This window comes from Winogradskyella undariae (genome assembly GCF_013285155.1).
Lineage (GTDB): Bacteria > Bacteroidota > Bacteroidia > Flavobacteriales > Flavobacteriaceae > Winogradskyella > Winogradskyella undariae.
The window spans coordinates 158,992-180,985 of the sequence record NZ_JABTEL010000007.1; the positions used below are offsets into that span (position 1 = coordinate 158,992).

General features: G+C 32.2%; 20 protein-coding genes. 2 read left to right on the plus strand and 18 right to left on the minus strand.

The features are described from left to right. Window positions 1–92: 92 nt before the first annotated feature. From HSX10_RS11350 to HSX10_RS11410, 13 genes are all read right to left on the minus strand, one after another. Window positions 93–935, minus strand: coding sequence for a hypothetical protein (locus HSX10_RS11350; protein ID WP_173588344.1), 843 nt, complete (start codon window positions 933–935; stop codon window positions 93–95). A 98-nt stretch (window positions 936–1,033) separates the two neighbouring features. Next, window positions 1,034–1,375, minus strand: a complete 342-nt coding sequence (locus tag HSX10_RS11355) for a hypothetical protein (protein WP_173588345.1) — start codon at window positions 1,373–1,375, stop codon at window positions 1,034–1,036. 111 nt (window positions 1,376–1,486) lie between these two features. Further along, a complete protein-coding gene (locus HSX10_RS11360; RefSeq protein ID WP_254453232.1) occupies window positions 1,487–1,909 on the minus strand; it encodes a hypothetical protein in 423 nt (140 codons plus the stop codon). A 125-nt stretch (window positions 1,910–2,034) separates the two neighbouring features. After that, window positions 2,035–2,817 (minus strand): ABC transporter permease, encoded by a 783-nt coding sequence (locus HSX10_RS11365; protein WP_173588346.1) that lies wholly within the window; start codon window positions 2,815–2,817, stop codon window positions 2,035–2,037. After that, the gene (locus HSX10_RS11370; protein WP_173588347.1) at window positions 2,810–3,517 is read right to left on the minus strand and encodes an ABC transporter ATP-binding protein; all 708 of its coding nucleotides are present in this window, start codon (window positions 3,515–3,517) and stop codon (window positions 2,810–2,812) included. The genes HSX10_RS11365 and HSX10_RS11370 overlap by 8 nt, the downstream gene beginning before the upstream one ends. Next, the gene (locus HSX10_RS11375; RefSeq protein WP_173588348.1) at window positions 3,511–4,755 is read right to left on the minus strand and encodes a nitrous oxide reductase family maturation protein NosD; all 1,245 of its coding nucleotides are present in this window, start codon (window positions 4,753–4,755) and stop codon (window positions 3,511–3,513) included. The genes HSX10_RS11370 and HSX10_RS11375 overlap by 7 nt, the downstream gene beginning before the upstream one ends. Window positions 4,756–4,758: 3 nt before the next feature. Further along, on the minus strand, window positions 4,759–5,193 hold the full coding sequence (locus HSX10_RS11380; protein ID WP_173588349.1) for a CopD family protein: 435 nt from the start codon (window positions 5,191–5,193) through the stop codon (window positions 4,759–4,761). Window positions 5,194–5,196: 3 nt separating this feature from the next. Further along, on the minus strand, window positions 5,197–5,634 hold the full coding sequence (locus HSX10_RS11385; protein ID WP_173588350.1) for a nitrous oxide reductase accessory protein NosL: 438 nt from the start codon (window positions 5,632–5,634) through the stop codon (window positions 5,197–5,199). A 29-nt stretch (window positions 5,635–5,663) separates the two neighbouring features. Further along, window positions 5,664–6,278, minus strand: a complete 615-nt coding sequence (locus HSX10_RS11390; protein WP_173588351.1) for a hypothetical protein — start codon at window positions 6,276–6,278, stop codon at window positions 5,664–5,666. Between the two features lie 150 nt (window positions 6,279–6,428). After that, window positions 6,429–8,399 carry a Sec-dependent nitrous-oxide reductase gene (nosZ, locus tag HSX10_RS11395; protein ID WP_173588352.1) on the minus strand — a complete coding sequence of 657 codons (1,971 nt, stop codon included), beginning with the start codon at window positions 8,397–8,399 and terminating at the stop codon, window positions 6,429–6,431. 359 nt (window positions 8,400–8,758) lie between these two features. Further along, a complete protein-coding gene (locus HSX10_RS18740) occupies window positions 8,759–8,956 on the minus strand; it encodes a hypothetical protein (protein ID WP_254453233.1) in 198 nt (65 codons plus the stop codon). A 41-nt stretch (window positions 8,957–8,997) separates the two neighbouring features. Beyond that, a complete protein-coding gene (locus HSX10_RS11405; protein ID WP_173588353.1) occupies window positions 8,998–9,480 on the minus strand; it encodes a c-type cytochrome in 483 nt (160 codons plus the stop codon). Between the two features lie 294 nt (window positions 9,481–9,774). Continuing rightward, window positions 9,775–10,320 carry an alpha-ketoglutarate decarboxylase gene (locus tag HSX10_RS11410; protein ID WP_437344041.1) on the minus strand — a complete coding sequence of 182 codons (546 nt, stop codon included), beginning with the start codon at window positions 10,318–10,320 and terminating at the stop codon, window positions 9,775–9,777. 114 nt (window positions 10,321–10,434) lie between these two features. Between HSX10_RS11410 and HSX10_RS11415 the strand changes: the two genes are divergently transcribed. Beyond that, window positions 10,435–13,194, plus strand: coding sequence for a 2-oxoglutarate dehydrogenase E1 component (locus HSX10_RS11415; protein WP_173588354.1), 2,760 nt, complete (start codon window positions 10,435–10,437; stop codon window positions 13,192–13,194). Window positions 13,195–13,269: 75 nt separating this feature from the next. Further along, window positions 13,270–14,484 (plus strand): 2-oxoglutarate dehydrogenase complex dihydrolipoyllysine-residue succinyltransferase, encoded by a 1,215-nt coding sequence (gene odhB / locus HSX10_RS11420; protein WP_173588355.1) that lies wholly within the window; start codon window positions 13,270–13,272, stop codon window positions 14,482–14,484. Between the two features lie 540 nt (window positions 14,485–15,024). Here odhB and HSX10_RS11425 read toward each other — a convergent pair. The 5 genes from HSX10_RS11425 to HSX10_RS11445 all read right to left on the minus strand — a co-directional run bounded on the left by HSX10_RS11425 (window position 15,025) and on the right by HSX10_RS11445 (window position 21,883). Beyond that, complete coding sequence (locus HSX10_RS11425; protein WP_173588356.1) at window positions 15,025–15,666, minus strand: response regulator; 642 nt, start codon at window positions 15,664–15,666, stop codon at window positions 15,025–15,027. 94 nt (window positions 15,667–15,760) lie between these two features. Then, entirely contained in the window at window positions 15,761–16,201 is a 441-nt protein-coding gene (locus HSX10_RS11430) for a retropepsin-like aspartic protease (RefSeq protein WP_173588357.1), read from the minus strand. Then, window positions 16,189–18,798, minus strand: a complete 2,610-nt coding sequence (locus tag HSX10_RS11435) for a CHAT domain-containing protein (protein WP_173588358.1) — start codon at window positions 18,796–18,798, stop codon at window positions 16,189–16,191. Before HSX10_RS11435 ends, HSX10_RS11430 begins: the two co-directional genes overlap by 13 nt. Beyond that, window positions 18,779–20,731 (minus strand): PKD domain-containing protein, encoded by a 1,953-nt coding sequence (locus HSX10_RS11440; protein ID WP_173588359.1) that lies wholly within the window; start codon window positions 20,729–20,731, stop codon window positions 18,779–18,781. The genes HSX10_RS11435 and HSX10_RS11440 overlap by 20 nt, the downstream gene beginning before the upstream one ends. A 114-nt stretch (window positions 20,732–20,845) precedes the next feature. Next, window positions 20,846–21,883, minus strand: coding sequence for a hypothetical protein (locus HSX10_RS11445; RefSeq protein ID WP_217363263.1), 1,038 nt, complete (start codon window positions 21,881–21,883; stop codon window positions 20,846–20,848). Between the last annotated feature and the right edge of the window lie 111 nt (window positions 21,884–21,994).

Here is a 21,994-nt window from a genome sequence, read left to right on the forward strand (position 1 = left end):
TATAAGTTAGAGGCGAAACTGAAGAATCACAACCACTATTAAAGTTGAGATTCTTCACTTCGTGCCTCATTCTTAATGACAGTAAGGATAAATTAAAATTCCAGTTCTAAATACAAACTGCTAGATTCGTTTTCTTCAGTGACATCTTCACCTTTTAAAACATCATCATTAGTGTTCATTAACTTTAGATTTAGCTTCCAATAACCTGTCATGGTTAATGATAAATCGCCGTAATAAAAATTATCTGCATTGTTATAAGTTAAATCAGTGTTGTTAGGTGAGGAATGATTTCCCATACCTGGCATACGTGGGTCTAAAGCGATAGTGTAATCTTCTACAACCGGAAACGTCATCATGTTTTCCATTTTAAATAGACCAACTTTCATTTCGTTTACAGCAATGCTTGGGTCTTTTGGTTCAATTAACGCTAAGATATAATTGCTGCCATCGCTACTCATAAAAGTTGCTGTGTTTTGGTTTTCATATTGAAATACAGATATCGTTTCTGTAACCGAATAATCAGTACCATCAATAGTGTAATTTAAGGTTAGTGACCAACCAGAAGCATCTGTATTTGTCATTTGGTAGATGATAAAACCTTCATAAACGGTATCTTTTCCTAAAGCTTTAGTAATTGTAGATTTAGGCGAAGAATGTTCCATAGTTGGCATTTGCATCATTGGCATCCAAGAAAGGGTAGCATCTTCAATATAGCTATCTGTGGTGTTGTCTTTAATTCTAAGACTAACTAAATTATAGCCAGTTTCAAACATACCTTTCTCGTTGTAAAGTTCTATGGTTTGGTTGTTGTTAATAATAGTTTGAATAAGTTCTAGGCCTTCAGTTTCATTAACTATGGCATCATCATCGTTGTCTGTTGAACATGAAAAGAATAGTGCAATAAATGCTATTGGTAATAAATATTTAAGTTTCATTTTAAAATGTTTAAGTTATTTTTTAATGTAAGAATCCTGTTTGAAGCCGATTTGGTTTCAAAAAAATGGAAGTTGCTCTGAGTGGAGCTTCAAAAAAATTAACTTAAATCTGGTGGTGGTGTATGGATATCATAATACCCAGAAACAGGTTGTTTTATTCTGTAATAAAAAGTGTTTTTAAGATTTGAAATTTTAGAAAAATCATTAAAAGTATATTCTATAGTTGTATTAATAACATAGATGTCTAAGCGTGTTCTGTCAACTAAATTTAGCGGTGTATCTGAATTAGAATCTGTGTTGTTTTGTACCAGCTGTTTTGTTAAATGACATTTACCATTACAGCCTTTTTGGTCATCTTTTTGAATACAAAGTGTTTTGGTAATAAAATCTTGGTTAATTATAAAATCGGTTACAATAGCCACATTATTTATAGTGTTCATGAGTAAAACGAACGTTAAAAACAATGCCGTAGTTTTATATATGATTTTTAATATCATAAGGCTAAATTCGGACTAATTTGTCTTTAATAATATGATTTATGTCAGCTAACCTTAAATTTTAAAATATTGAAAATAGGTGGAGGTTAAACGTCTTAGAGTTGTGACTTTTTTCTCAACGTCTAAAGAGTTTTTTACATCTTTTATATCTGTAATTTCTTCTAGAATAGGAACGAGCACCACATGAAGCTGGTCGTGTGCTTCGCCTTCCATATCGCAGCTTTTTATAATATAGCTGGTTTGTTTTGAAAGGGCTTCACCTAATAGTTTTCCATTTGTTGAAGTGTTATTTTTTAAAATAGAATCAATACGTTTCATGCCAATATGCGTTTCTTTATTGGCAATCCATTTTTCGTTATTATTTAAGGTTAAACCTTCAAGTTGAATGGCTGAATGTTTTTCAGGCTTAGCAGTTTCGTTTTTACAACCAAAAGTTAATGCTAATAGCAACGTGATTATTACATATTTTATTGTCATGATTTTTATAAGTTTAAAAAGATACGAGATGTCACCTTGAGCGCAGTCGAAAGGTCTTTAATATTAAAAGAAAAGGTTTTGACTGCGCTCAACCAGATAACAATTGATAATTATTGAGATCACAACTAAAAATCTTTTTTCTTTGATTTGAATACAATGCGTAAAACAGGCATCACAACCCAAACGGTGAGCATCACAAAAGATACAATTAAACCAAAGCTTGTTCCGAAAAATTGTTTGAAAACAGCACCTGTGTAACCTAATAATGCTGAGATGTCTAATTTTAAAAGAATTAGCGTTCTTGATAAATCTATAGGATTTAGCATGGTGCCAAAAAGTGATACTTTGTCTAGTGGATAATCTTCAAACATAATTAAGGTCATTAAAAAGAGGCCGTCATAAATAACAGCCAAGAACAACCAAAGTAAAATGGCGTAACCAAATCCTTTAATCTTATTCTCGTTAGATAACGCAATATTGAAAGCAAGAGCGGTAAATATTAAGGTTAAAAATGTACCAGTAATAAGTAGAAGAGAAAAGTCCCAAATGGCACTACTTTCAAATAGTCCGTAAAACACAAATGGAATCCCTAATCCTAAAATTAAACTCATAGATAAGGATAGCGCAACACCTAAATATTGACCTAAGAATATGGAAGAACGTTTAATGGGTTGTGCTAAAAGTAGCTCCGTAAATTCTTGCGAATTATAATAATACATGACGCCAAAAATGGTTCCTATTAATGGTACTAAAACGATGATGACGTTCATTAAAGTAATCACTGCTTTAGATAAATCGTTATTTAAAAATAATAACACAACTCCAAGCAATAAATAAAATGCGAAATACACATAACTCCAGCGACTACGCATAAGGTCGTAAAAACTATATTTTAATATCTTAAGCATGATTATCTGTTAATATAGACGCAATCGCATGTTCAAAATCGGGTTGATTGGTCTTGGTTTTTAATTTTTGAATAGAGCCTTTAAAGTAAATTTTGCCTTCTAGGATAAATACAATTTCATCTGAAATTTCTTCAACAAAACTCATAATGTGTGAGGTAATGAGCACTGTTTTTCCTTTGTTTTTTTCAGCTTTAATTAAATCTTTTAATCTAATAAGGGAAATGGGGTCTAAACCTGTGGTTGGTTCGTCTAAAATAATTAATGGACTATCAAACATAAAGGTTAAAACGAGATTTACTTTTTGTTTTGTTCCTCCAGAAAGATTTCCTAATTTTTTATCTAAAAAAGGTTCAAGTTTGAATAGGTCAATTAAACGCTCATCTTCATTGGTTGGCTTACGTAAATCCTTAATCATTTTAATTAATTCTTTAACTTTAAGATTGCTCGGAAAGTTGGCGATTTGTGGTAAATAGTCTATTTTATGTCTGTATTCTGAATTCTTTTTAATGTTTTCACCAAGTACAGAAATATCTCCTTTATCTGGAATCACCATACCCAAAACTGATTTTATCAACGTGGTTTTACCTGAGCCATTTGGACCAAGAACAGCAAAAATTCCACCTTCACTTATAGATAAATCAACACCACTAAGGACTTGGTTTTTTCCGAACGTTTTATGTAGATTTTGAATGGTTACCATGTTATTTTTTTTATTATTGGGTTATTGTCTAGTAAATTGTCTGGCGTAAATACTGGCGACACTTTTTCTGAAAAATCAATGATATCTATAAACATACTACGCAGTAAAATGATAGTTTCTGGTGTGCGATTCACGATATAAGAAAACAGTTTTACAGGTCTGTAAGGAACGTCTCCAACACCATTTTTGTCTAAGTCATAACCGGTGTAATTACTCCAGTAATTTTTATCAAAAACATTATCGTTAACATTACTGTTGTAAGCAATATCAAAGGAATTGTATAAAAAATTGTTTTCCGTAAATGTATTAGTATAACAGGCGCCTTTTACTTTGATGGCCCATCCGTTATTTGAAAAATTATTGTGTTTATAAATAATACGGTTAGAACCTTCTATGTTGATTCCGATGGTATTGTCTTCAAAAGTATTACCTATGATTTCGGCATCATTTATTTCTTTTAAAAGCATTCCGTAAGAAGCTGTTCCCCAGTTTTCTTTAAAAAGATTATTGTACATTTTTATGCGCTTTGAAAACATAACAGCAACACCAGCTCCATTGTTTTCAAAAGTATTGTCTTCGTATAAATCGTCGTTAGAAAACATAAAGTGTAAGCCATAGCGTACGTTTAATGCGCTGACATTGTTTTTAATAGTGCAAAAGTCAGAAAATTCTAGATAAATACCGTCTCTAACATGCTGAACAAAATTATGTTCAATCTGAATATTTTTACTGTACCAAAGTTGAATGCCGTTTCCTGAATTATATTCTTCAATCGCCTCTCCAATTATTTTATTATGAAAGACTTTACCATCTCTTGATTTTTCGATATAAATACCGAAGAATAATTTTTCTAAAACCAAATTTTGAATTAAGAAATTTTTACTGTTTTTAACACGTATGGCTGCATAATCTGCAGTATAACTATTGCCAACATTAATAATAAATAAACCATCAACAGTAACATTATCTGAAATAATCGTAATAATTTCACCTTTCAATTCACCATCAATAATGGGATAATTCTCACCAATAATGGTTAAGGGCTTGTTCACAATAACATTATGTTCCTTATACGTCCCTTTTTTAACTACAATGGTATCAAAATCCTTTGCTTGAGCAATACCATCGCTTAATGTTGAAATAGGACAAGTTTTGCAAACTTCAATTTGGTGTGCAAAGCTGTTGCGACTTGCAAGGAATAGAACTAATAGTAATAATATGATTTTAATGTTTTTCATAAGCTATAATAATCCTCCTGATCTTAAACTAAATCCTACAAAAACGAACAACACAGCGATCAGCGTAACCAAACCTATGTGGTAAGCGAGTGGCTTTAATTTTTTCTTTGGAATTAAAAAAAAGCGCGCATGTACGGCAAGTAGAACAGTGCATAACAATAAGATTAATTTAATGTATATATGCTTGTTTTGATGATTTGAAAAGTCGAACTTAAAAAAATCTGTGGTGTAAATACTGGCCATATAAATACCAGTTATTACTAAAATAAGTAATGCAGGAATGCCAATACGTTCAAACTTTGATTCAAATTGCTCTATGATGCTAAAGTCATTTTTTGATAATGCTTTAGGCAAAAAGCCTAATGCTAGAATTAAGTGACCGCCAGTCCAGATCGTTGCACAAATAATGTGTAAGAATATGATGAGTTTTAAAAGCATGACCTAATTATTTAACTTTGAAAGAAGTTGATTCCATGTATATAATTGCCCTCCATTATCTGCTTGAAATTTTTCAGCATCAGACTTATTTTTAAAGGCTGAAAGAAACGCTCCCATGGGGCTAGGAATCTGCTCACTAATTAAAAATGTGGCTTTTGTAGCGTCAATTAAAATTTCGGGTTCTGTGTAATTATTAGATAAGTAGAGTTGAATTTCAGACGTGTTAAATTCTTTTGTGAAATTAATCATACATTCTGTTGCATCAAATTTATAGACTTTACCTTTTTGAGTTACAATTTGAGCGGCATGTACTTTATCTACAATAGTCATTGTACAAAATTGACAACTATCGCTTCCATAGTTTATGGGTGCTGGGCCAACATTACAACTTGTAAAAATAAGAAGTAATAAGACTGGTAAATAGTGTTTTAGTGTTTGCATGGGTATAGTGTTTTTTTAGAGCGTTACTGTTATACCTTTTTAAGGCTTGCTTTTCGGCCTAACCAAAAAGCAACAAGTGTTAATGCCATACCAATAAACATAAGATAACCTCCTGTGTGTGGTAATGACGTAACATCAAAATTTAATAGTTTTTGAAATCCTAATAATGGTGGTTTATAAGACATAGGTGTCCCATCCGGATTGGTTACCTTAATAATAGCATGCGGATCTAAATTACTACCATAGTCTATGAGCCAATTATTAAAATCATACATACCTAATATGCCTAATACTGACATTAATAGAAACCATCCTATAAAGTATTTATAGCCTAGTTTTTCAAAATATCCTAATAAGCCAATAACAGCACCTAAAATGGCCATACCTAAAATAACTTTGGGAAAAACTGAAAACTCCCACATCTCTTCGGCTTTTGGGATTGTTTTCATGCCAATGTAGTGGTTTAGACCATCAATATTTTGTAGATCAAATTCTTCAACACCTTTAATACCTTCAATGTAGATATTCATTCCTAATGGATCAGGATATTGTGGTGCACCTAGCATAATGTTCCATAGAGGGAATTTAAAAAGTCCTAATAATAGTAATGAACCTATAATCATTATAATGCTAGCCTTTTTCATGATAAGTTGTATTTAATGTGGTAATCAGTGAGGTTTCTGTGTAAACAGAATAAAGTGTTTTAAAAAAGAAAGGCGAGAGCGAAAATTCAACTCTCGCCTTAATTAGAGAAATAAACACTAAAACAAAATCTCTCTAATTTTTAATATTAGTTATTCGATATCTTCACCTAGAGACCACTTAATTGGTGTGTCTGAATCAGCTGCAGAGACTCTTATGTAACCTTGCATTTCTTGGTGTAATGCAGAGCAGAAATCTGTACAGTAAAATGGCCATACACCAACTTGTTTTGGTTCCCAAACAGATGTTTTTGTTTGTCCTGGCATTACTAGTAACTCTGAATTATTTTGTCCTATTACCGCAAATCCATGAGGTACATCAAAATCTTGCTCTAAGTTAGTAACGTGGAAATATACTTTGTCGCCTACTTTTACACCTTCAATATTATCTGGTGAGAAGTGACTTCTAATAGTTGTCATATAAATATGTACTTCTTTTCCGTCTCTTACCACTTTGGTGTCTGCATCAGATTTTGCAGCATATGGATGCTTGTTATCTGCTAGTTTATAGATTTTTTGAGATTGCTCCTTTATAATACTTGCTTCCATTGCAGCAGCGTAATGTGGCTCTCCATGCGTTGGGAAATCTAATAATAGCTCCATTTTGTCTCCAGAGATATCATATAATTGTGCTGAGTGTTCCATCTCTGGACCCGTTGGTAAGTATCTGTCTTTGGTTATTTTATTCATTGCAAACATGTATTTACCTTGTGGTTTTCCAGAGTTTCCTCCAGGAATTGTTAAGTGACCAACAGAATAATAAGTAGGTTTTCTGTCGATAACTTCCCATGTTCCTAGTTTCCATTTTACAACTTCAGAAGAAATAAAGAATGTCGTATATGCATTTCCTTTCCCGTCAAATTCAGTGTGTAATGGTCCTAATCCTGCTTGGTTTACAACACCTGCTAACACATCTTCAAAGTTTAAAATAGGTATTCCGTAAGCTTCACCTGCAAATTTTTCATTTTTAATAGCATCTAACATTTTTGTAAATGAATGCACTGTTACGTTTGCTGATAATTTACCATTACCTACAATGTATTCTCCAGAAGGATCTACAGCACAACCATGAGGTGATTTTGGTGTTGGAATAAAATAAACAGCTCCAGGAACATCAATTGGGTTTACAACACGAACTTCTTTTTTCATAGTAGAGGTTGCTGTATGTGTGTCCTCATTATATACATTATGTGCATAATTAGCAGGCGTCATTGTTCCACCACCATTATTTACATACTCTTCAATTTTTTTCCAGTTAATAGCTGCAATAAAATCTTTATCATTTTGTGACGCATTAACTTCTAAAAGGGTATTAGCCTCTTCTGTATTATATGTTGTAAAGAAAAACCAACCATGAGATTTTCCACGTCCAGGGTGCGATAAATCATAGTTAAAACCTGGCATTAGGATTTGGAATTTAATATCCATGTTACCAGTTTCAGGCGCTACGCTAATAAAAGATAAGGATCCTTTGAAGTTTCCTTTGTAGTCCTTAATTGGCATATCACGTTGTGGAATTGGCACAGAAAAACGTGTTCCTGCAACAACATATTCTGTGTTTTCTGTTACAAAAGAAGAACTGTGATTACCTGCACTATTAGGTACTTCAATAATTTCTTCGGTTTCAAATGTGGTAAGACTTAGTCTTGCAATACGAGGCGTGTTGTTTTCATTTATAAATAACCAACGACCATCTAATTCCCCTTTTGATTGAGAGATATCTGGATGATGCGCATCTCCCCAAGGGATAAATCCGTGAGAGGTGTTTAACATTGGTTTTGTTTCTTCAGAATACCCATAACCAGAGGTTGGAAATTGAGAAAAGACAGGGATTTCTTTAAACATTCTACCAGAAGGTAAACCGTACACTGTTACGTTACCGCTGTATCCACCTGATAGGAAGGCATAATGCGAGTCGTACTCTCCAGGAGCTACATAAACTTTTTCAGCGATATTACTTCCTAAGGCACCAGACTTACCGCCTGACTTTCCTGAATTATTACAACTAGTAAATGTTGTTAAAGCAATTACAATTGCAAATGTTGATATTATTATATTCTTCATTGTTAATTAGTTTTGGTTATTGTTTTATTCCGTAGGTGGTAATAATACCTTATCGATAACATGTACAATACCGTTTCCAGTCTTATAACTTGCCAATATTTTTGCACCACTAATAAGTGGTTATCCATTCATAACTTCTATCTTAACGTATTCATTGTTAGCTTGATCTACTTTTTTGAATTTTCAAGAAATTCCTTAGAATAGTTTCCAGGCCTTACATGATATTTTAAAATTTTTGCTAAGGCATCTTTATTTTTCTGGGTTTAGTAAATTTTCAACAGTACCTTTAGATAAAGCTTCAAATGCCTCGTTTGTTAGTGTAAAAACCATTAATGGTGCTGCATTTACTAAAGTATTTTCTAATTGAGCTGGCTTGTAAAGTAGCGACTAAAAGCACGGTTCTTAAAGCTAATAGCAATGCTTAAAACGGTGATACTATCATCATCTTCAATTAAAGCTTGACTAGTTCGTTCTGTAGATTGTGTTTCTGTTTTTATTTTTGAAGACACTGTAGAGGCATCATCATTTGTGTATTCACAAGAAAAAAAGAGTTGCAATTATAAAAAAGAAACACGTGCTTAATTTGGTTTATAGATTATTATAAGGTTCTAAAATATTCTAATACAGCTCTAGCTTCTTCTTCAGTAAGATGCTGATTTGCCATAGGGGCACCATTAAATTCCATTAATAAGTCTTTAGCTAATGGATCTTCTTTAACCATTTGTTCTGGGTTTAGAATCATATTCATAACCCATTCAGGAGTTCTTCGTTCTAAAATACCTGTTGGTGCAGGTCCAATAAATTTTTTGTCTGCTTTATGGCAAGCGGTACACATTTTTGCGTAAACGTCCTTTCCGTGTTTAGCCATATCTTGGTCTATCTCTTCACCTAAGGTTACAGAGGTTACTGAACCAACACCTTTATTTGAGAGTTCTATACGTTGTGAAGCAGGTACTTTTTTTTCTACTTTGGCTGGTGCTTTTTTACCGTAACCTGTTTCTTCTTTCTTTTTGTCGCTTTCACCACAACTTACTAAAGTTGCAATAGCGATAATAGCTAATAGTTTTAGAGATTTTTTCATCGAATTAGATTTAATTTTAGGCAAATTTAAAAAGGAGTCATTAGAAAATACATGACATTTGTCATGATTAGGATGTTTTTATCCGATTTAAATTTTCACCTATATTTAATACCCTTTTAAAAGGTGTGATTGAGTCTTCTTTAATTGAATTAAAAACTTAAGGTGTCGTAAAGATTATAGTCTGTTATGATCAATAAATAAAAACCCCACAAATTAATTGTGAGGTTTAATTTAATGTAAATAGAGCGTTTTTAAAGCTGTGCTTTTTTAATAAAATAGGATAATTAATTCTTATTAAAACGTAAACCTTACAAAAGGCATCCAGGCTTCATTGTAAATGCTTTTGTCTTTATTATAAAGTACGTCGTATCTAATACCAATGGTAACATTTCCGCTAGAGTAACCAGCGCCTAAAAATAAAGCAGGGTACCAATAATCTTCATCGAGATTTGTTACAAAGTTGCTGTCAAAATTTCGACTAACATGTAATTGTTCAAATTCTGCAGAAATCTGAACTTCTCTGTAAGGATTAACAAGACCAATAATACTTCCTCCTAAAACAGTAGATTTAAAAATATCTTTTTGGCTGCTGTACGAATAATTTAAACCAATACCTGTTGCTACATAGGGATTAAACCTGTAAAGTGCGTTTGGTGCTATAGATCCGCTAAAAAAACCATCGCCAAAATTAAGGCCTAAGCCACCACCGAATTCTACGTGATTCCAAAAATCACTTTTATTAGAGGTTGAATTTTGAGCGAATGAAAATAATGTAAAGAAAGACATTATTAGGCTACATAATAATATTTTAGGGCTTAGTAGGTGTTTCAAATTTGTCATTGTTTTAATAGTTCTAATCAATATGTTATAAATATAATAAATCCTTATCTATATTTACTAAAAGTTGTATTTTTGACTAAATTATGTTGAAACGACAACGTCTCAAAAAGTAAAATGGATAAATATTCCTTTCTCAACGCGGCACATACGGCATATTTTGCTGACTTATATGACCAATACCTCAAAAACCCAGATTCTGTAGAGCCAAGTTGGCGCGCCTTTTTTCAAGGTTACGACTTCGGATCTGAAAATTTCGGTTTAGATGGTGAAAATATTGAAAGTGTTTCTTCGGAAATACCAGAACAAATTCAAAAAGAATTCCAAGTTTTAAACCTTATTCAAGGTTATAGAAGTAGAGGGCATTTGTTTACCAAAACAAATCCTGTACGAGCAAGACGTAAATACGCGCCAACCTTAGAGGTTGAAAACTTCGGATTGTCTAAGAATGATTTACAAACCGTTTTCTCCGCTGGAGAAGTATTAGGTTTAGGGTCTTCAGCGACTTTGCAAGTTATTATTGATCACTTAGAAAAAGTGTATTGCGAATCTATTGGTGTAGAATATATGTACATCAGAAAACCTGAAGAAATTTATTGGATTCAGCAGAAACTTAATGTTAATGATAATCATCCAAATTTTTCTGGTGATGAAAAGAAAACAATATTAAGAAAATTAAACGAAGCTGTTTCTTTCGAAAACTTTTTACATACAAAATATGTAGGTCAAAAGCGTTTTTCTTTAGAAGGTGGTGAAGCTTTAATTCCTGCTTTAGATGCCTTAATAGAACATGCTTCTGGCTATGATGTAAAAGAATTTGTAATGGGAATGGCCCATCGTGGTCGCCTTAGTACATTAACAAACATCTTTGGTAAATCTGCAAAAGATATTTTTAGCGAGTTTGATGGTAAAGATTACGAGCAAACAGTCTTTGATGGTGATGTAAAATACCATTTAGGTTGGACGAGCGATCGTGTAACCGATAATGGAAACAAAATAAACATAAACTTAGCTCCAAACCCTTCGCATTTAGAAACTGTTGGTGCAGTAGTAGAAGGTATTACAAGAGCTAAGCAAGATGATAAATATCCTGATAATCCTTCACAGGTTTTACCTATTATTGTTCATGGTGATGCAGCTATTGCCGGACAAGGTTTAGTCTATGAGTTAGTGCAAATGGCACAACTAGATGGTTATAAAACAGGAGGTACAATTCATATTGTAGTCAATAATCAAATTGGGTTTACAACCAATTATTTAGATGCACGTTCTAGTACGTATTGTACGGATGTAGGTAAAGTAACACTTTCTCCGGTATTGCACGTTAATGCAGATGACCCAGAGGCTGTTGTTCATGCTACATTATTCGCATTGCATTTTAGAATGAAATTTAAGCGTGATGTCTTTATAGATATGTTAGGTTATAGAAAATATGGGCATAACGAGGGTGATGAACCTAAGTTTACACAACCATTATTATATAAAGCTATTTCTAAACATAAAAATCCTAGAGATATTTATGCTGAGCGTTTATTAGCAGAAGGCGTTATAGATAAAGGATTTGTAGCTAAAATAGAAAAAGAATATAAGGATAAGCTTGAAGAAAAACTTGAGGATTCTCGTAAGCTAGCAAAAACAGAAATCACACCATTTATGCAAAATGAATGGATCGATTTTGTTTCTGTTCAAGAAGATAAAATGATGTTACCTGTGGATACTACATATCCTAAGGAGGGTCTAGCGAAAATCACTAAGATTATTTCAAATTTACCTGAAGATAAGAAGTTTATAAGAAAAATTCAGCGTTTAATTGAATCGAGACAAACCATGTTTGACGAAAATCGATTAGATTGGGCAATGGCAGAGCATTTAGCTTATGGTTCTATATTATTAGAAGGAAACGATGTTCGTATATCTGGGCAAGATGTAGAGCGTGGTACTTTCTCTCACCGTCATGCAGTTGTAAAAGTTGAAGATAGTGAAGAAGAAATTGTTCTTCATAATAAATTAAGTGACGATCAAGGGAAGTTTTTTATATACAACTCTTTATTATCAGAATATGGTGTTGTAGGTTTTGATTATGGTTATGCTATGGCAAGTCCTAAAACATTAACCATTTGGGAAGCACAGTTTGGTGATTTCAGTAATGGAGCACAGATTATGTTAGATCAATATATTTCTGCAGCTGAAGATAAATGGAAACTACAAAACGGATTGGTAATGTTATTACCTCATGGTTATGAAGGTCAAGGAGCAGAGCATTCATCTGGTCGTATGGAACGTTATTTACAGTTATGTGCAAAGGATAATATGTTTGTTGCAGATTGTACTACTCCAGCCAATATGTTCCACTTATTACGTAGACAAGTTAAAGCAGGGTATAGAAAACCATTAATTGTATTTACTCCAAAAAGTTTATTACGTCATCCTAAAGTAGTTTCTACAGTAGATGAATTAGTAAATGGAAGTTTCCAAATGTTAATTGATGATGCTAATGCTAAAGTAGATAAGGTAAAAACACTTGTTTTTGTAACAGGTAAGTTTTATTATGATTTATTAGAAGAGCAAGAAAATCTTGAAAGAGATGATGTTGCTTTAGTTAGAATAGAACAGTTATTCCCATTACCAGCTCAAGATATGAGAGCGGTACTTGAGAAATATAAAAATGCAGACGATATTGTTTGGGCTCAAGAAGAACCAAGAAACATGGGGGCTTATGGTCACATGTTAATGAACTTTGATGAAGCTAAACAATTTAGAATAGCAAGTAGAAGACCTTATGGTGCTCCTGCTGCAGGAAGTTCTGTACGTTCTAAAAAACGACATAAGGAAGTTATTGATTTCGTTTTTGATAAATCAAAAAACAATCAGAGATAATAAATTTATGGTATCATAAATTGTGATACTACAAAACAAGAACAACGTAAAACCATTGGTTATAAAAATTACAATATGATTTTAGAAATGAAAGTGCCTTCACCAGGCGAGTCAATTACTGAGGTGGAAATTGCAGAATGGTTAGTGCAAGACGGAGATTATGTAGAAAAAGATCAAGCTATTGCTGAGGTTGATAGTGATAAAGCAACATTAGAGTTACCAGCTGAAGTAAGTGGAATAATTACACTTAAAGCAGAAGAAGGTGATGCTGTAGCTGTTGGTGCTGTTGTATGTTTAATTGATACTAGTGCTGCAAAACCAGAAGGTGGTGAGGCTCCAGTAAAAGATGAAGTAAAAGATGAAGCGCCTAAAGTAGAAGCAGCAAAACCAGTTGCTTCAGAATCTAAAACGTATGCTACAGGAACTGCTAGTCCTGCAGCTAAAAAAGTATTAGCTGAAAAAGGAATAGATGCTAGTGCTGTTTCTGGAACAGGTAAAGATGGAAGAATTACTCAAGATGATGCTGTAAAAGCTGTACCATCAATGGGAACTCCAACAGGTGGGAATAGAGGAACAACACATAGCAAAATGTCTATGTTACGTCGTAAAGTTGCAGAACGTTTAGTTGAAGCTAAAAATACAACTGCAATGTTAACCACATTTAATGAGGTTAATATGACGCCAATTTTTGAATTACGTAAGTTATATAAAGAAGACTTTAAAGCGAAGCACGGTGTAAGTCTTGGTTTTATGAGTTTCTTTTCTTTAGCTGTTGTAAGAGCTTTAAAAATGTATCCTGCTGTTAACTCTATGATCGATGGTAAGCAAATGTTGACTTACGATTTTGTTGATATCAGTATCGCTGTTTCTGGACCAAAAGGATTAATGGTGCCAGTGGTTAGAAATGCAGAAAACTTAACATTTAGAGGTGTAGAATCTGAAGTAAAACGTTTAGCGCTAAGAGCTAGAGATGGTCAGATAACTGTGGATGAAATGACAGGTGGTACATTTACAATTACAAATGGTGGTGTATTTGGAAGTATGTTATCAACACCTATTATTAACCCTCCTCAAAGTGGTATTTTAGGAATGCATAATATTATTCAACGTCCTATCGCTGTTGATGGTAAAGTAGAAATTCATCCAATGATGTATGTCGCTTTATCTTATGATCACAGAATTATTGATGGAAAAGAATCTGTAGGATTCTTAGTTGCTGTAAAAGAAGCTTTAGAAAATCCTGAAGAATTATTGATGGATAATAATGTTATGAAGGCTTTAGAATTATAAGTTATTCTAGATTATATAAAATTTAAAAGCGCAATCTCATAGAGGTTGCGCTTTTTTTTATCCTTTATTTAAAAAGGTAACTAACTAAAAAAATTAATAGCAATATTTGCTGAAATTACGATCACAGAGCTTATAATTAATAAGATCATAAATGCTTTGTCCCTTTTTGTAGTTGATTGTTTTTTCATTGTTTCCATATAAACTTAATGTTTTTATAAGCCCTGAATTATATATTAATGCAGAGCTTAAAGGTTTTAAACTTGAGGCATGAATTAATAGCTAATGTAAAATTGCAAATTATTATAATACAATACTATACGTAACTTTACGTAATTATTGTTTTCTTATAAAAAAATAAGGCCTTGAACGTAAGTTCAAGGCCATTATAGTCCCTAAATTAATTAATCTCAAATTTTGAGAGTCAACTAATAACAAAAATTGTTAGTTACAACCCCTACATTGTAACGTAAAGTAAAGGTCAGAAAAATGACAACACTAAACTATACGTAACTTTACGTATTTTATAAGTTAATAGTGGTATTAAGTGTTTAATAAATCAGAATTCTCTTTAGCCCATATTAATAAACTATTTTGTTTTTGTTCTAATTTTAATTTTTTTATAATATTACTTTTATGTTTTTCTACAGTTCTAGGTGAAATTGAAAGCAGTTCTGCTATTTCTACACCTGTCTTGTTTCGTGATATTAATTCTACAATTCCTTTTTCGTGATTGGTTAATAAATCAAAATTTTCTGGTAGTTTGTGGATCTCTAAAAAATTTAATAATTCTGGACTAAAATAAGGCTTGTTGTTTATGACAGAGGTGATGCAATTTTCAATTTCTACTAATGCAAATTCTTTTAATACATAGCCGTATGCTCCTAAATCTTTGGCGTCATAGTATGTTTTTTCATCTTTTTCAAAAGTGATCAATACAATTTTTGTAGGAATATTTTCAGCTTTACATTTTTCGGCAATTTGTAAACCTGTAAAGAAGGGCATTTTTATATCTAATATAGCGATGTCTGGTTTATGTGCTTTTATTAAGGTTAATGCTTCTTTTCCGTTTTTGGCACTTGCTAAAACATTAAATTCTTTTTCAATTAAAAAATCGTGTAGACCTTTTAAGACCAAAGGATGGTCATCAGCAATAATAATGGTAGGGTTTGTTTTATTATTCATACAGCTATAGGTTTAAAAGGTAGAGAGAGTTTTCTGTTTATTTAGTTTAGTGGTTTTATAAATTATAACATTGTGTATTGTTTTAATTTCTTGCTTATAATTTTAGGTAGAGATATTTTTTTTCATAATCAATAACAGCCTTTCCTTTTTTTAAGATATCTGCACCAAGTATACCATCTACAGGGTCGGCTTCATGATTAATAAGCCCGTTGTTAACATGTGATAGATTAAATAGAATAAGAGCGACACGATTTTTTTTCCATTTCCCAACTTTAACGGTATTGGAATTAGAAATTTGTGTCAGCATGTCAGAAGCACCAGCACCAACCGCTTTTATTTCTGAATCTTTAACTTTAAGATTAAAACGCTCAATGGCTTCAAAACCTACACAGCTATTAGAAGCACCTGTATCTAGAATAAATCGGCCTTTAATACCATTTATAGTGGCTTTTATTTCAAAATGATTAGTTTTTGTGAACTTCAATTTAACTTTAGAATAGCCTTTATTTGTAAGGAAGTCTTTTAAGGTTTCCATGGTTGTCTTTTATAAATTAATAACAGAATTAAACTAGCAATTATCAAGCCGATAATACTATAAATAATCATATTTATATAATTGAAAGATTTTGCTGGCGTTAGATCCCCAGAATAAATAAAAGCACTCCAATAATAAGGTGATTTTTTAGCATTAGAAATAGTATCAGAATTTAGGTAGGCTAATTTAGAACTTTGATTAGCAGAAAAAGCAGATTCAGTATCTTTAAGATCGCTATAAAAATGCGACATAATTTTTGAGGTGGATAAATCATTAATTTTCCACAGGGAAACAACCATATTAGAGATGCCTGCATATTTAAAACCACGTGCTAAATTCATGCTGCCTTCTCCTTTTTGAAGCATTCCTACACCGGTTTCACAAGCACTTAAAACCACCAAGTCATTCTTTAAATCTAGGTTGTACAATTCTTGTAGGGATAGTTTAGAATCTATAAAATCTATATTTGCTGCCGTTGTAAAATCACCACTATTGGCATGTGTAGAAAGATGTAAAATACTGTAATCGCTAATTTGTTTTAAAACATCATTTTTAGTCGCCGTGTTGTACATTAAAAATTCTGTTTTAATGGCATCATCTAAGCGTTCTGCTTCATCAATAGAGTAGGTGAGTTTAATATTACTATTATCAAAAACAGGAAAAACGCCTAATGCTGAGTTTTTAAATAGATAAGGTTTTGTATCGTTATAAAAAGAAGTGCTAGTTTGGTAGGCAATACGATGCTTTTTTACCATAAAAGGCATGTCTGGATAGTTAGATGTTCTAGTTGGGTTGGTGAGTAAACTTTCAAAAGGAATAAAATTTAAAAGTCCATCTGCAACAATTACTACATTTTGATAGGAAGCGATGTCTTTTAAATTTAATACGGTATAAAGTTGAAAAGCGTCTTCTGTAAATTGTGAAATATTATTGTTTATAACTGATGCATTTTCAAAATAACTAATAAATTTAGAAATGCTATTTCGATTTGAAACAGTATTCTCAATACGATGAAAAGCGATATGATTTGGGGAGAAAATAAATTGATACAAACCATTATTTCCAGAAAAATATTCAACCAAACAAGCCTTATCTGTTTTTAATTTCGACTTTAAATCTTCAATATTTAAATTGTATAAAGAAGATTTGTTATAGGTTTTAGCAATAGAATATTGTAATTTTTTCAGTTGCGTACTTGTGGTAATAAGTTGTAATTGCAGACTATCGCGTTCTAACAATTGAGTTCTGTTAATGGGTCTGTTTAGTAATTTATTAGATAAATGTTGCTGCTGTTTTAGTAACTGTTGTTCTTTTAAGAGAAGACTGTCTTTTGGGTGTTGTTCTAAAAGTGTACGTTTATTAGTATACCATTTTAAGGCTAGGGCTTTGTTGCGTTCGGCATATTGAAAGGCACGTTTTATATAACTGCTTTCACCTTTAATTTGAAATAAATCATATAAAAGACGGATGCATTTTTCACTACGATCTTTATTTGTATTGGCGCTAAGAATGTAGCTTTCTTGGTTGGTGTTTTCTTGTGTAAGCGATTCTGAGATGTAAGAACTTAAATCATAGTACTGTAATTTTTTTTCAGGATCGGTTTCTAATGCTGCCCACAAATCAAAAATATCTATAAATGTATTTTCAGGATATAAATCTTTTGGTTTAGGACGTTGAGTTTTATCAAAATTAGGAAGTAAAATGGCTAAGCAAGTTCTTAATTTAACTAAAGCTTTATCATTTTCATCTCTTAAATAATGCAATTGTGCTTCTTGAAAATTAAATTTCGCCCTACTTCTTGCAGAAGTTAGTTTGTTGATTTTTATATTTTTTAATAGATTTAAATTAGAATAGGCGGTTTCATAATCTTCATTTTCTAAAGCCGTTTCGTAATTAAGCTGATATGTTTCAGCATTTTTAGGGTTAAAACTTGGGCCAATAAGGTCATTTTCTAACAATAAACGCTTTTGATTGCTTTCTATAAGTAATTCACTTTTTCTTTTAATGTAATTTAGATTTCTTTTTTGCTGATTTTTTAGGCCTTCAATTTTAAGTCCTTTAGCTACAATAGCCATTACTTGTTGATGCTTGCTTAAGGATTGATAAAGCTTGGCTAAATTGATAAACCCAGTAATTTGCTGTTGATTGTTGTTTTGTTTTTGCGCCAGATTTATATAAAGGGTAATAATCTGTTCAGCTTTTAAGTAAGCGTTAGTTTTATGGTAGAGAATGCCTAGAGGAATGAGGCAATATTCTACAATATCATAAGAATTGATGTGCTGATGAATATAGAATTCGTGAGCTTTTTCATAGCTCGAAATAGCTTCTTTAGAATGATTTATTTTATTAAGAAAATAGGCTTTATTAACTAATAGATTAATAAAGGCATAATAATCATCTTCTGTATTGAGTTGTTTTTCAAATTGAAGACTTTTGATGTTTAATTGCTCTAAACCCTCATTTGTTTGATTTTGATGAAACGTTTCTGTGGCTACGTAAATAGATTCTTCTAAATCTTGCGCATAACAAATAACTGAAAGCAGAACGAAAAATATAATAAACCCTTTTTTAATCATGTTAGAATTTCCAAATAGCATATAGTTGCAAATAATTGTAATCTTCTTCTAAGTTAAATACATAACGCGCACCAAGACTTGGTCCTATTCGAGCAAAACCAGCTGTAGCTTCCACTAAAAATCCTTTTCTAAAATTGGTAAAAGATTCTGAAACCTCTTCATTGCTAGTGTTGCTATCAAAAAGAAATAAATCAGCACCTTGTCCTTCAAATTGCTCTATTAAAATAGATTGTTCTTGTTTTTCATTTACAGAAAAGGTTCCTATAATACCTGCTCCTAAACCGATATAGTTATTTACATTATATCTTACTAATACAGGGATTTCCCAATCTATATTATTATAACTTTTATTGGTTGTGGTGCGTTCTGTGTATGGAAAACCAATAGCGCCATCATCTACAATTTCTTCTTTGATTTCGGTGTCATTTTCAAATTTATGTAAACTGTTTAAAAGTTCTACTTGCCAATACCAACGATACGATTTGTAGGGCGAAATTGTGGCACCAATAAAATAACTTTCAGAATTTTTAAGATCTGAAAATGAATTATAACCCGCTTTGGCGCCAATAGAAATTCCTGGTAAAAAACGTGTTGTAGAATAATTGGTAATTATAGGTTCGTTTTTATCAAAGATAATTGCAGTTCTAGATTTTGTTTTTTCTTTATGGAAGTCTTTAGAAAACTTTACACGGTATTGCACAAAACCTTTAGTAGAATCGTAAACTTTTACATTTTTTTGTTCACTTCCAGGAAGATAAATATTTTTGAAAGTAAAAATGGCTTGTTTGTCGGTATAAGTAGTGTCAAGGCAGCTATAAGCAACATCGTATTTAGGACAAATTTTTACTTTGGGATACATATCTAAAACTTCAATCGAAGTTTTGTCAAACATATCTGGCACATCGGTTTCTAAACGAATGGTTGATGCAGGACCTTCGCCATTATTTTGAAATCTGATTTTAAATTTTGGTCGTTTATATCTTACCAATCTGTAATTAAGAAATGTAGAATTAGAAGACATTTTATTAGGGTCATGAGAGGTTACAATTTCCATTTCCATATCTTTTACGTGGTGATTGTCATAACTATCATCAGGAACATAAACACCTCTCACCGAAATTATCGCAGAGGTATCTTTTAGCATTTCTTTAGTGGTTTTTAAACTGTAAAATACGTGACGTTCTTCGTTTGGTTCCATATTTTCAAAACGTAATTGACTTGAGTTTCTATAAGCAAATTTAGCTTCTTCTAAGGTTAGAGGAAGATTTCTTCTCACTGTAGTGTCTTGTGGTTTCGCTTTTAAAGACATTATATCATCTTCTGCGGATGCATAATAAACATCAGAATCAAATTTTGAAGCATAAACGATATCATCTGTTATCTCTTTTTCGTTATGATAGGGTCTTGTTTCAATGAGATTAAAGTTGTCGGTATCATATTTTGCTTCATTATAAAAGAGAAAGAATCTACCATTTGTTGTGTAGGTTTTGGTATTCTTATAACTGAAAACAACAACGATCTCTTCGTTAGGTATAGGTTCTCTATTACGTTGAAGGCTTAAAGCAGAGTCCATGGACGCTTCCTCTTCAAAATTATCATTTGCATTGCTAATATTAATTTTTTTAGGACGTGTTACAGGTGGTTTTCCGGTGTCATAGTTGTTGGTTGCCCATAATCTTACGGTATACTCTCCGTTTTTCTTATATGTTTTTTTAGGATTTTCTTCTTTACTAAAAGTACCATCTCCAAATTCCCAAAAATTAGTGTAAAATGCTTTTGGTGCGCCTGCAATTTGATTAAGTACGGGGGAATCGGCATTAAACTCAACAGCGTTTCCTAAGTTTTTATGAATAATAGTAGCTGTTCCGGGTGTAGTATCTTTCTCCATTTCTTGCTGTGCAAAACTGAAAATAGAGAAACTAAAAGCTAGACAAAAAAAGTGGATTGATTTCATTTATAGGTGTTTATAGCGACTAAATTTAACAATTATAATTTAAGCAGATTGAAGAACGCACAAAAAGTCAGAAAAATTAATTTCTGACTTGATGACTAAGTAGGTGCTTCTGATTTAAGGCAAATCATTCATTAAAGCTGTTAATGAAGCTTCAGTACCAACTATAGTCTCCCCTAAATTAAATGTTATTATATCATTAGCGACTATTGTCACTGGTTTGATTGCGTATCTCCATATGCCATCAGATTCTGTAATAAATATTACATGACAAGCTAAGCCGATTGGAATTTGTCCGTAATGCTCACTAAAAATATTTAAGTCTTCATCAAAAGTATCTAAGTAAGCTAAAGCAGGTGCTTCTCCGTCATAAGATAAGTAAATAGCACTGTTTTGATTGTCGTAACCCTCTGGTGCTTGTACTTGAAGTGTTGTTTTTGGTCTTGGATCACTGTAAAAACGATCTACGTTAGTCCAACCAAACCCTTCAATATTTGTATAATAATTTTCGCCTTCTAAGAAAACTTCTCCTTCTTCTTCTCCATTTTCATTATCAGCTTCTTCCCAAGCTAAGTTTCCATCGGCGTCAATTTCTCCATTCCATAGAGTCATGTCAGGATCAGAACTACCTGTTAGGCTAGAAGGGATTATTAACTGAAAGCTACAAGTCGTATCTAGAACAGTTCCGTTTTGTGTTGCTTCTATAAAGAATTCACCTCCAGAAATTAATAAAGCTTTATCTCCTCCTGGTAACACACCCATTGTAGGTTTATTAGTGGTTAACATACTTCCTTTTTTAAAAATCTCAATATATTCTAAAGTAATATCTCCGGTAACAGGATTGCCATTGGCGGTAAGACAATTGGCGTTAATATTAATTTGAACACCATTTGTTGAGGTTAAAGAAATGTAAGTGTCTTCTGTGTTAAACGTAAACATTTGTGTGTGATTCTCTAATGCAATAGCTCTAATGTTATCAAATTCTTGAGCTGTAGGTGATGCAATATTAGGTGTTTCATTTTGGTTGTCATCTTCTGGATTGCAACTCGTAGTTAATAATGCGGTTACTGTGATTAGGGCAAAAAGGCTGCATAGTTTTTTAATTAAAATAGGTTCTGTACTTTTTTTGAAAAAAGGATTTCTTGTCGTTTTCATAATTATTAGGTTTAAATGTTACTTGTACTTATATAAACAGAGTGGTTAAATTGTTACCTTTTTTATAGGTTCTTTTTTCTGTTGTTACACCCTTATATCAAAACCGGTTTA

Excerpts from the sequence above, each read along its gene's own strand:
- HSX10_RS11355 (WP_173588345.1), bottom strand. The coding sequence starts at position 1,375 with ATGAACACTATAAATAATGTGGCTATTGTAACCGATTTTATAATTAAC.
- HSX10_RS11425 (WP_173588356.1), bottom strand. The coding sequence starts at position 15,666 with ATGAATAATAAAACAAACCCTACCATTATTATTGCTGATGACCATCCT.
- odhB (WP_173588355.1), top strand. The coding sequence starts at position 13,270 with ATGATTTTAGAAATGAAAGTGCCTTCACCAGGCGAGTCAATTACTGAG.
- HSX10_RS11410 (WP_437344041.1), bottom strand. The coding sequence starts at position 10,320 with ATGACAAATTTGAAACACCTACTAAGCCCTAAAATATTATTATGTAGC.
- nosZ (WP_173588352.1), bottom strand. The coding sequence starts at position 8,399 with ATGAAGAATATAATAATATCAACATTTGCAATTGTAATTGCTTTAACA.
- HSX10_RS11390 (WP_173588351.1), bottom strand. The coding sequence starts at position 6,278 with ATGAAAAAGGCTAGCATTATAATGATTATAGGTTCATTACTATTATTA.
- HSX10_RS11430 (WP_173588357.1), bottom strand. The coding sequence starts at position 16,201 with ATGGAAACCTTAAAAGACTTCCTTACAAATAAAGGCTATTCTAAAGTT.
- HSX10_RS11380 (WP_173588349.1), bottom strand. The coding sequence starts at position 5,193 with ATGCTTTTAAAACTCATCATATTCTTACACATTATTTGTGCAACGATC.
- HSX10_RS11435 (WP_173588358.1), bottom strand. The coding sequence starts at position 18,798 with ATGCTATTTGGAAATTCTAACATGATTAAAAAAGGGTTTATTATATTT.
- HSX10_RS11440 (WP_173588359.1), bottom strand. The coding sequence starts at position 20,731 with ATGAAATCAATCCACTTTTTTTGTCTAGCTTTTAGTTTCTCTATTTTC.
- HSX10_RS11405 (WP_173588353.1), bottom strand. The coding sequence starts at position 9,480 with ATGAAAAAATCTCTAAAACTATTAGCTATTATCGCTATTGCAACTTTA.
- HSX10_RS11415 (WP_173588354.1), top strand. The coding sequence starts at position 10,435 with ATGGATAAATATTCCTTTCTCAACGCGGCACATACGGCATATTTTGCT.
- HSX10_RS11385 (WP_173588350.1), bottom strand. The coding sequence starts at position 5,634 with ATGCAAACACTAAAACACTATTTACCAGTCTTATTACTTCTTATTTTT.
- HSX10_RS11360 (WP_254453232.1), bottom strand. The coding sequence starts at position 1,909 with ATGACAATAAAATATGTAATAATCACGTTGCTATTAGCATTAACTTTT.
- HSX10_RS11445 (WP_217363263.1), bottom strand. The coding sequence starts at position 21,883 with ATGAAAACGACAAGAAATCCTTTTTTCAAAAAAAGTACAGAACCTATT.
- HSX10_RS11365 (WP_173588346.1), bottom strand. The coding sequence starts at position 2,817 with ATGCTTAAGATATTAAAATATAGTTTTTACGACCTTATGCGTAGTCGC.
- HSX10_RS11370 (WP_173588347.1), bottom strand. The coding sequence starts at position 3,517 with ATGGTAACCATTCAAAATCTACATAAAACGTTCGGAAAAAACCAAGTC.
- HSX10_RS11350 (WP_173588344.1), bottom strand. The coding sequence starts at position 935 with ATGAAACTTAAATATTTATTACCAATAGCATTTATTGCACTATTCTTT.
- HSX10_RS11375 (WP_173588348.1), bottom strand. The coding sequence starts at position 4,755 with ATGAAAAACATTAAAATCATATTATTACTATTAGTTCTATTCCTTGCA.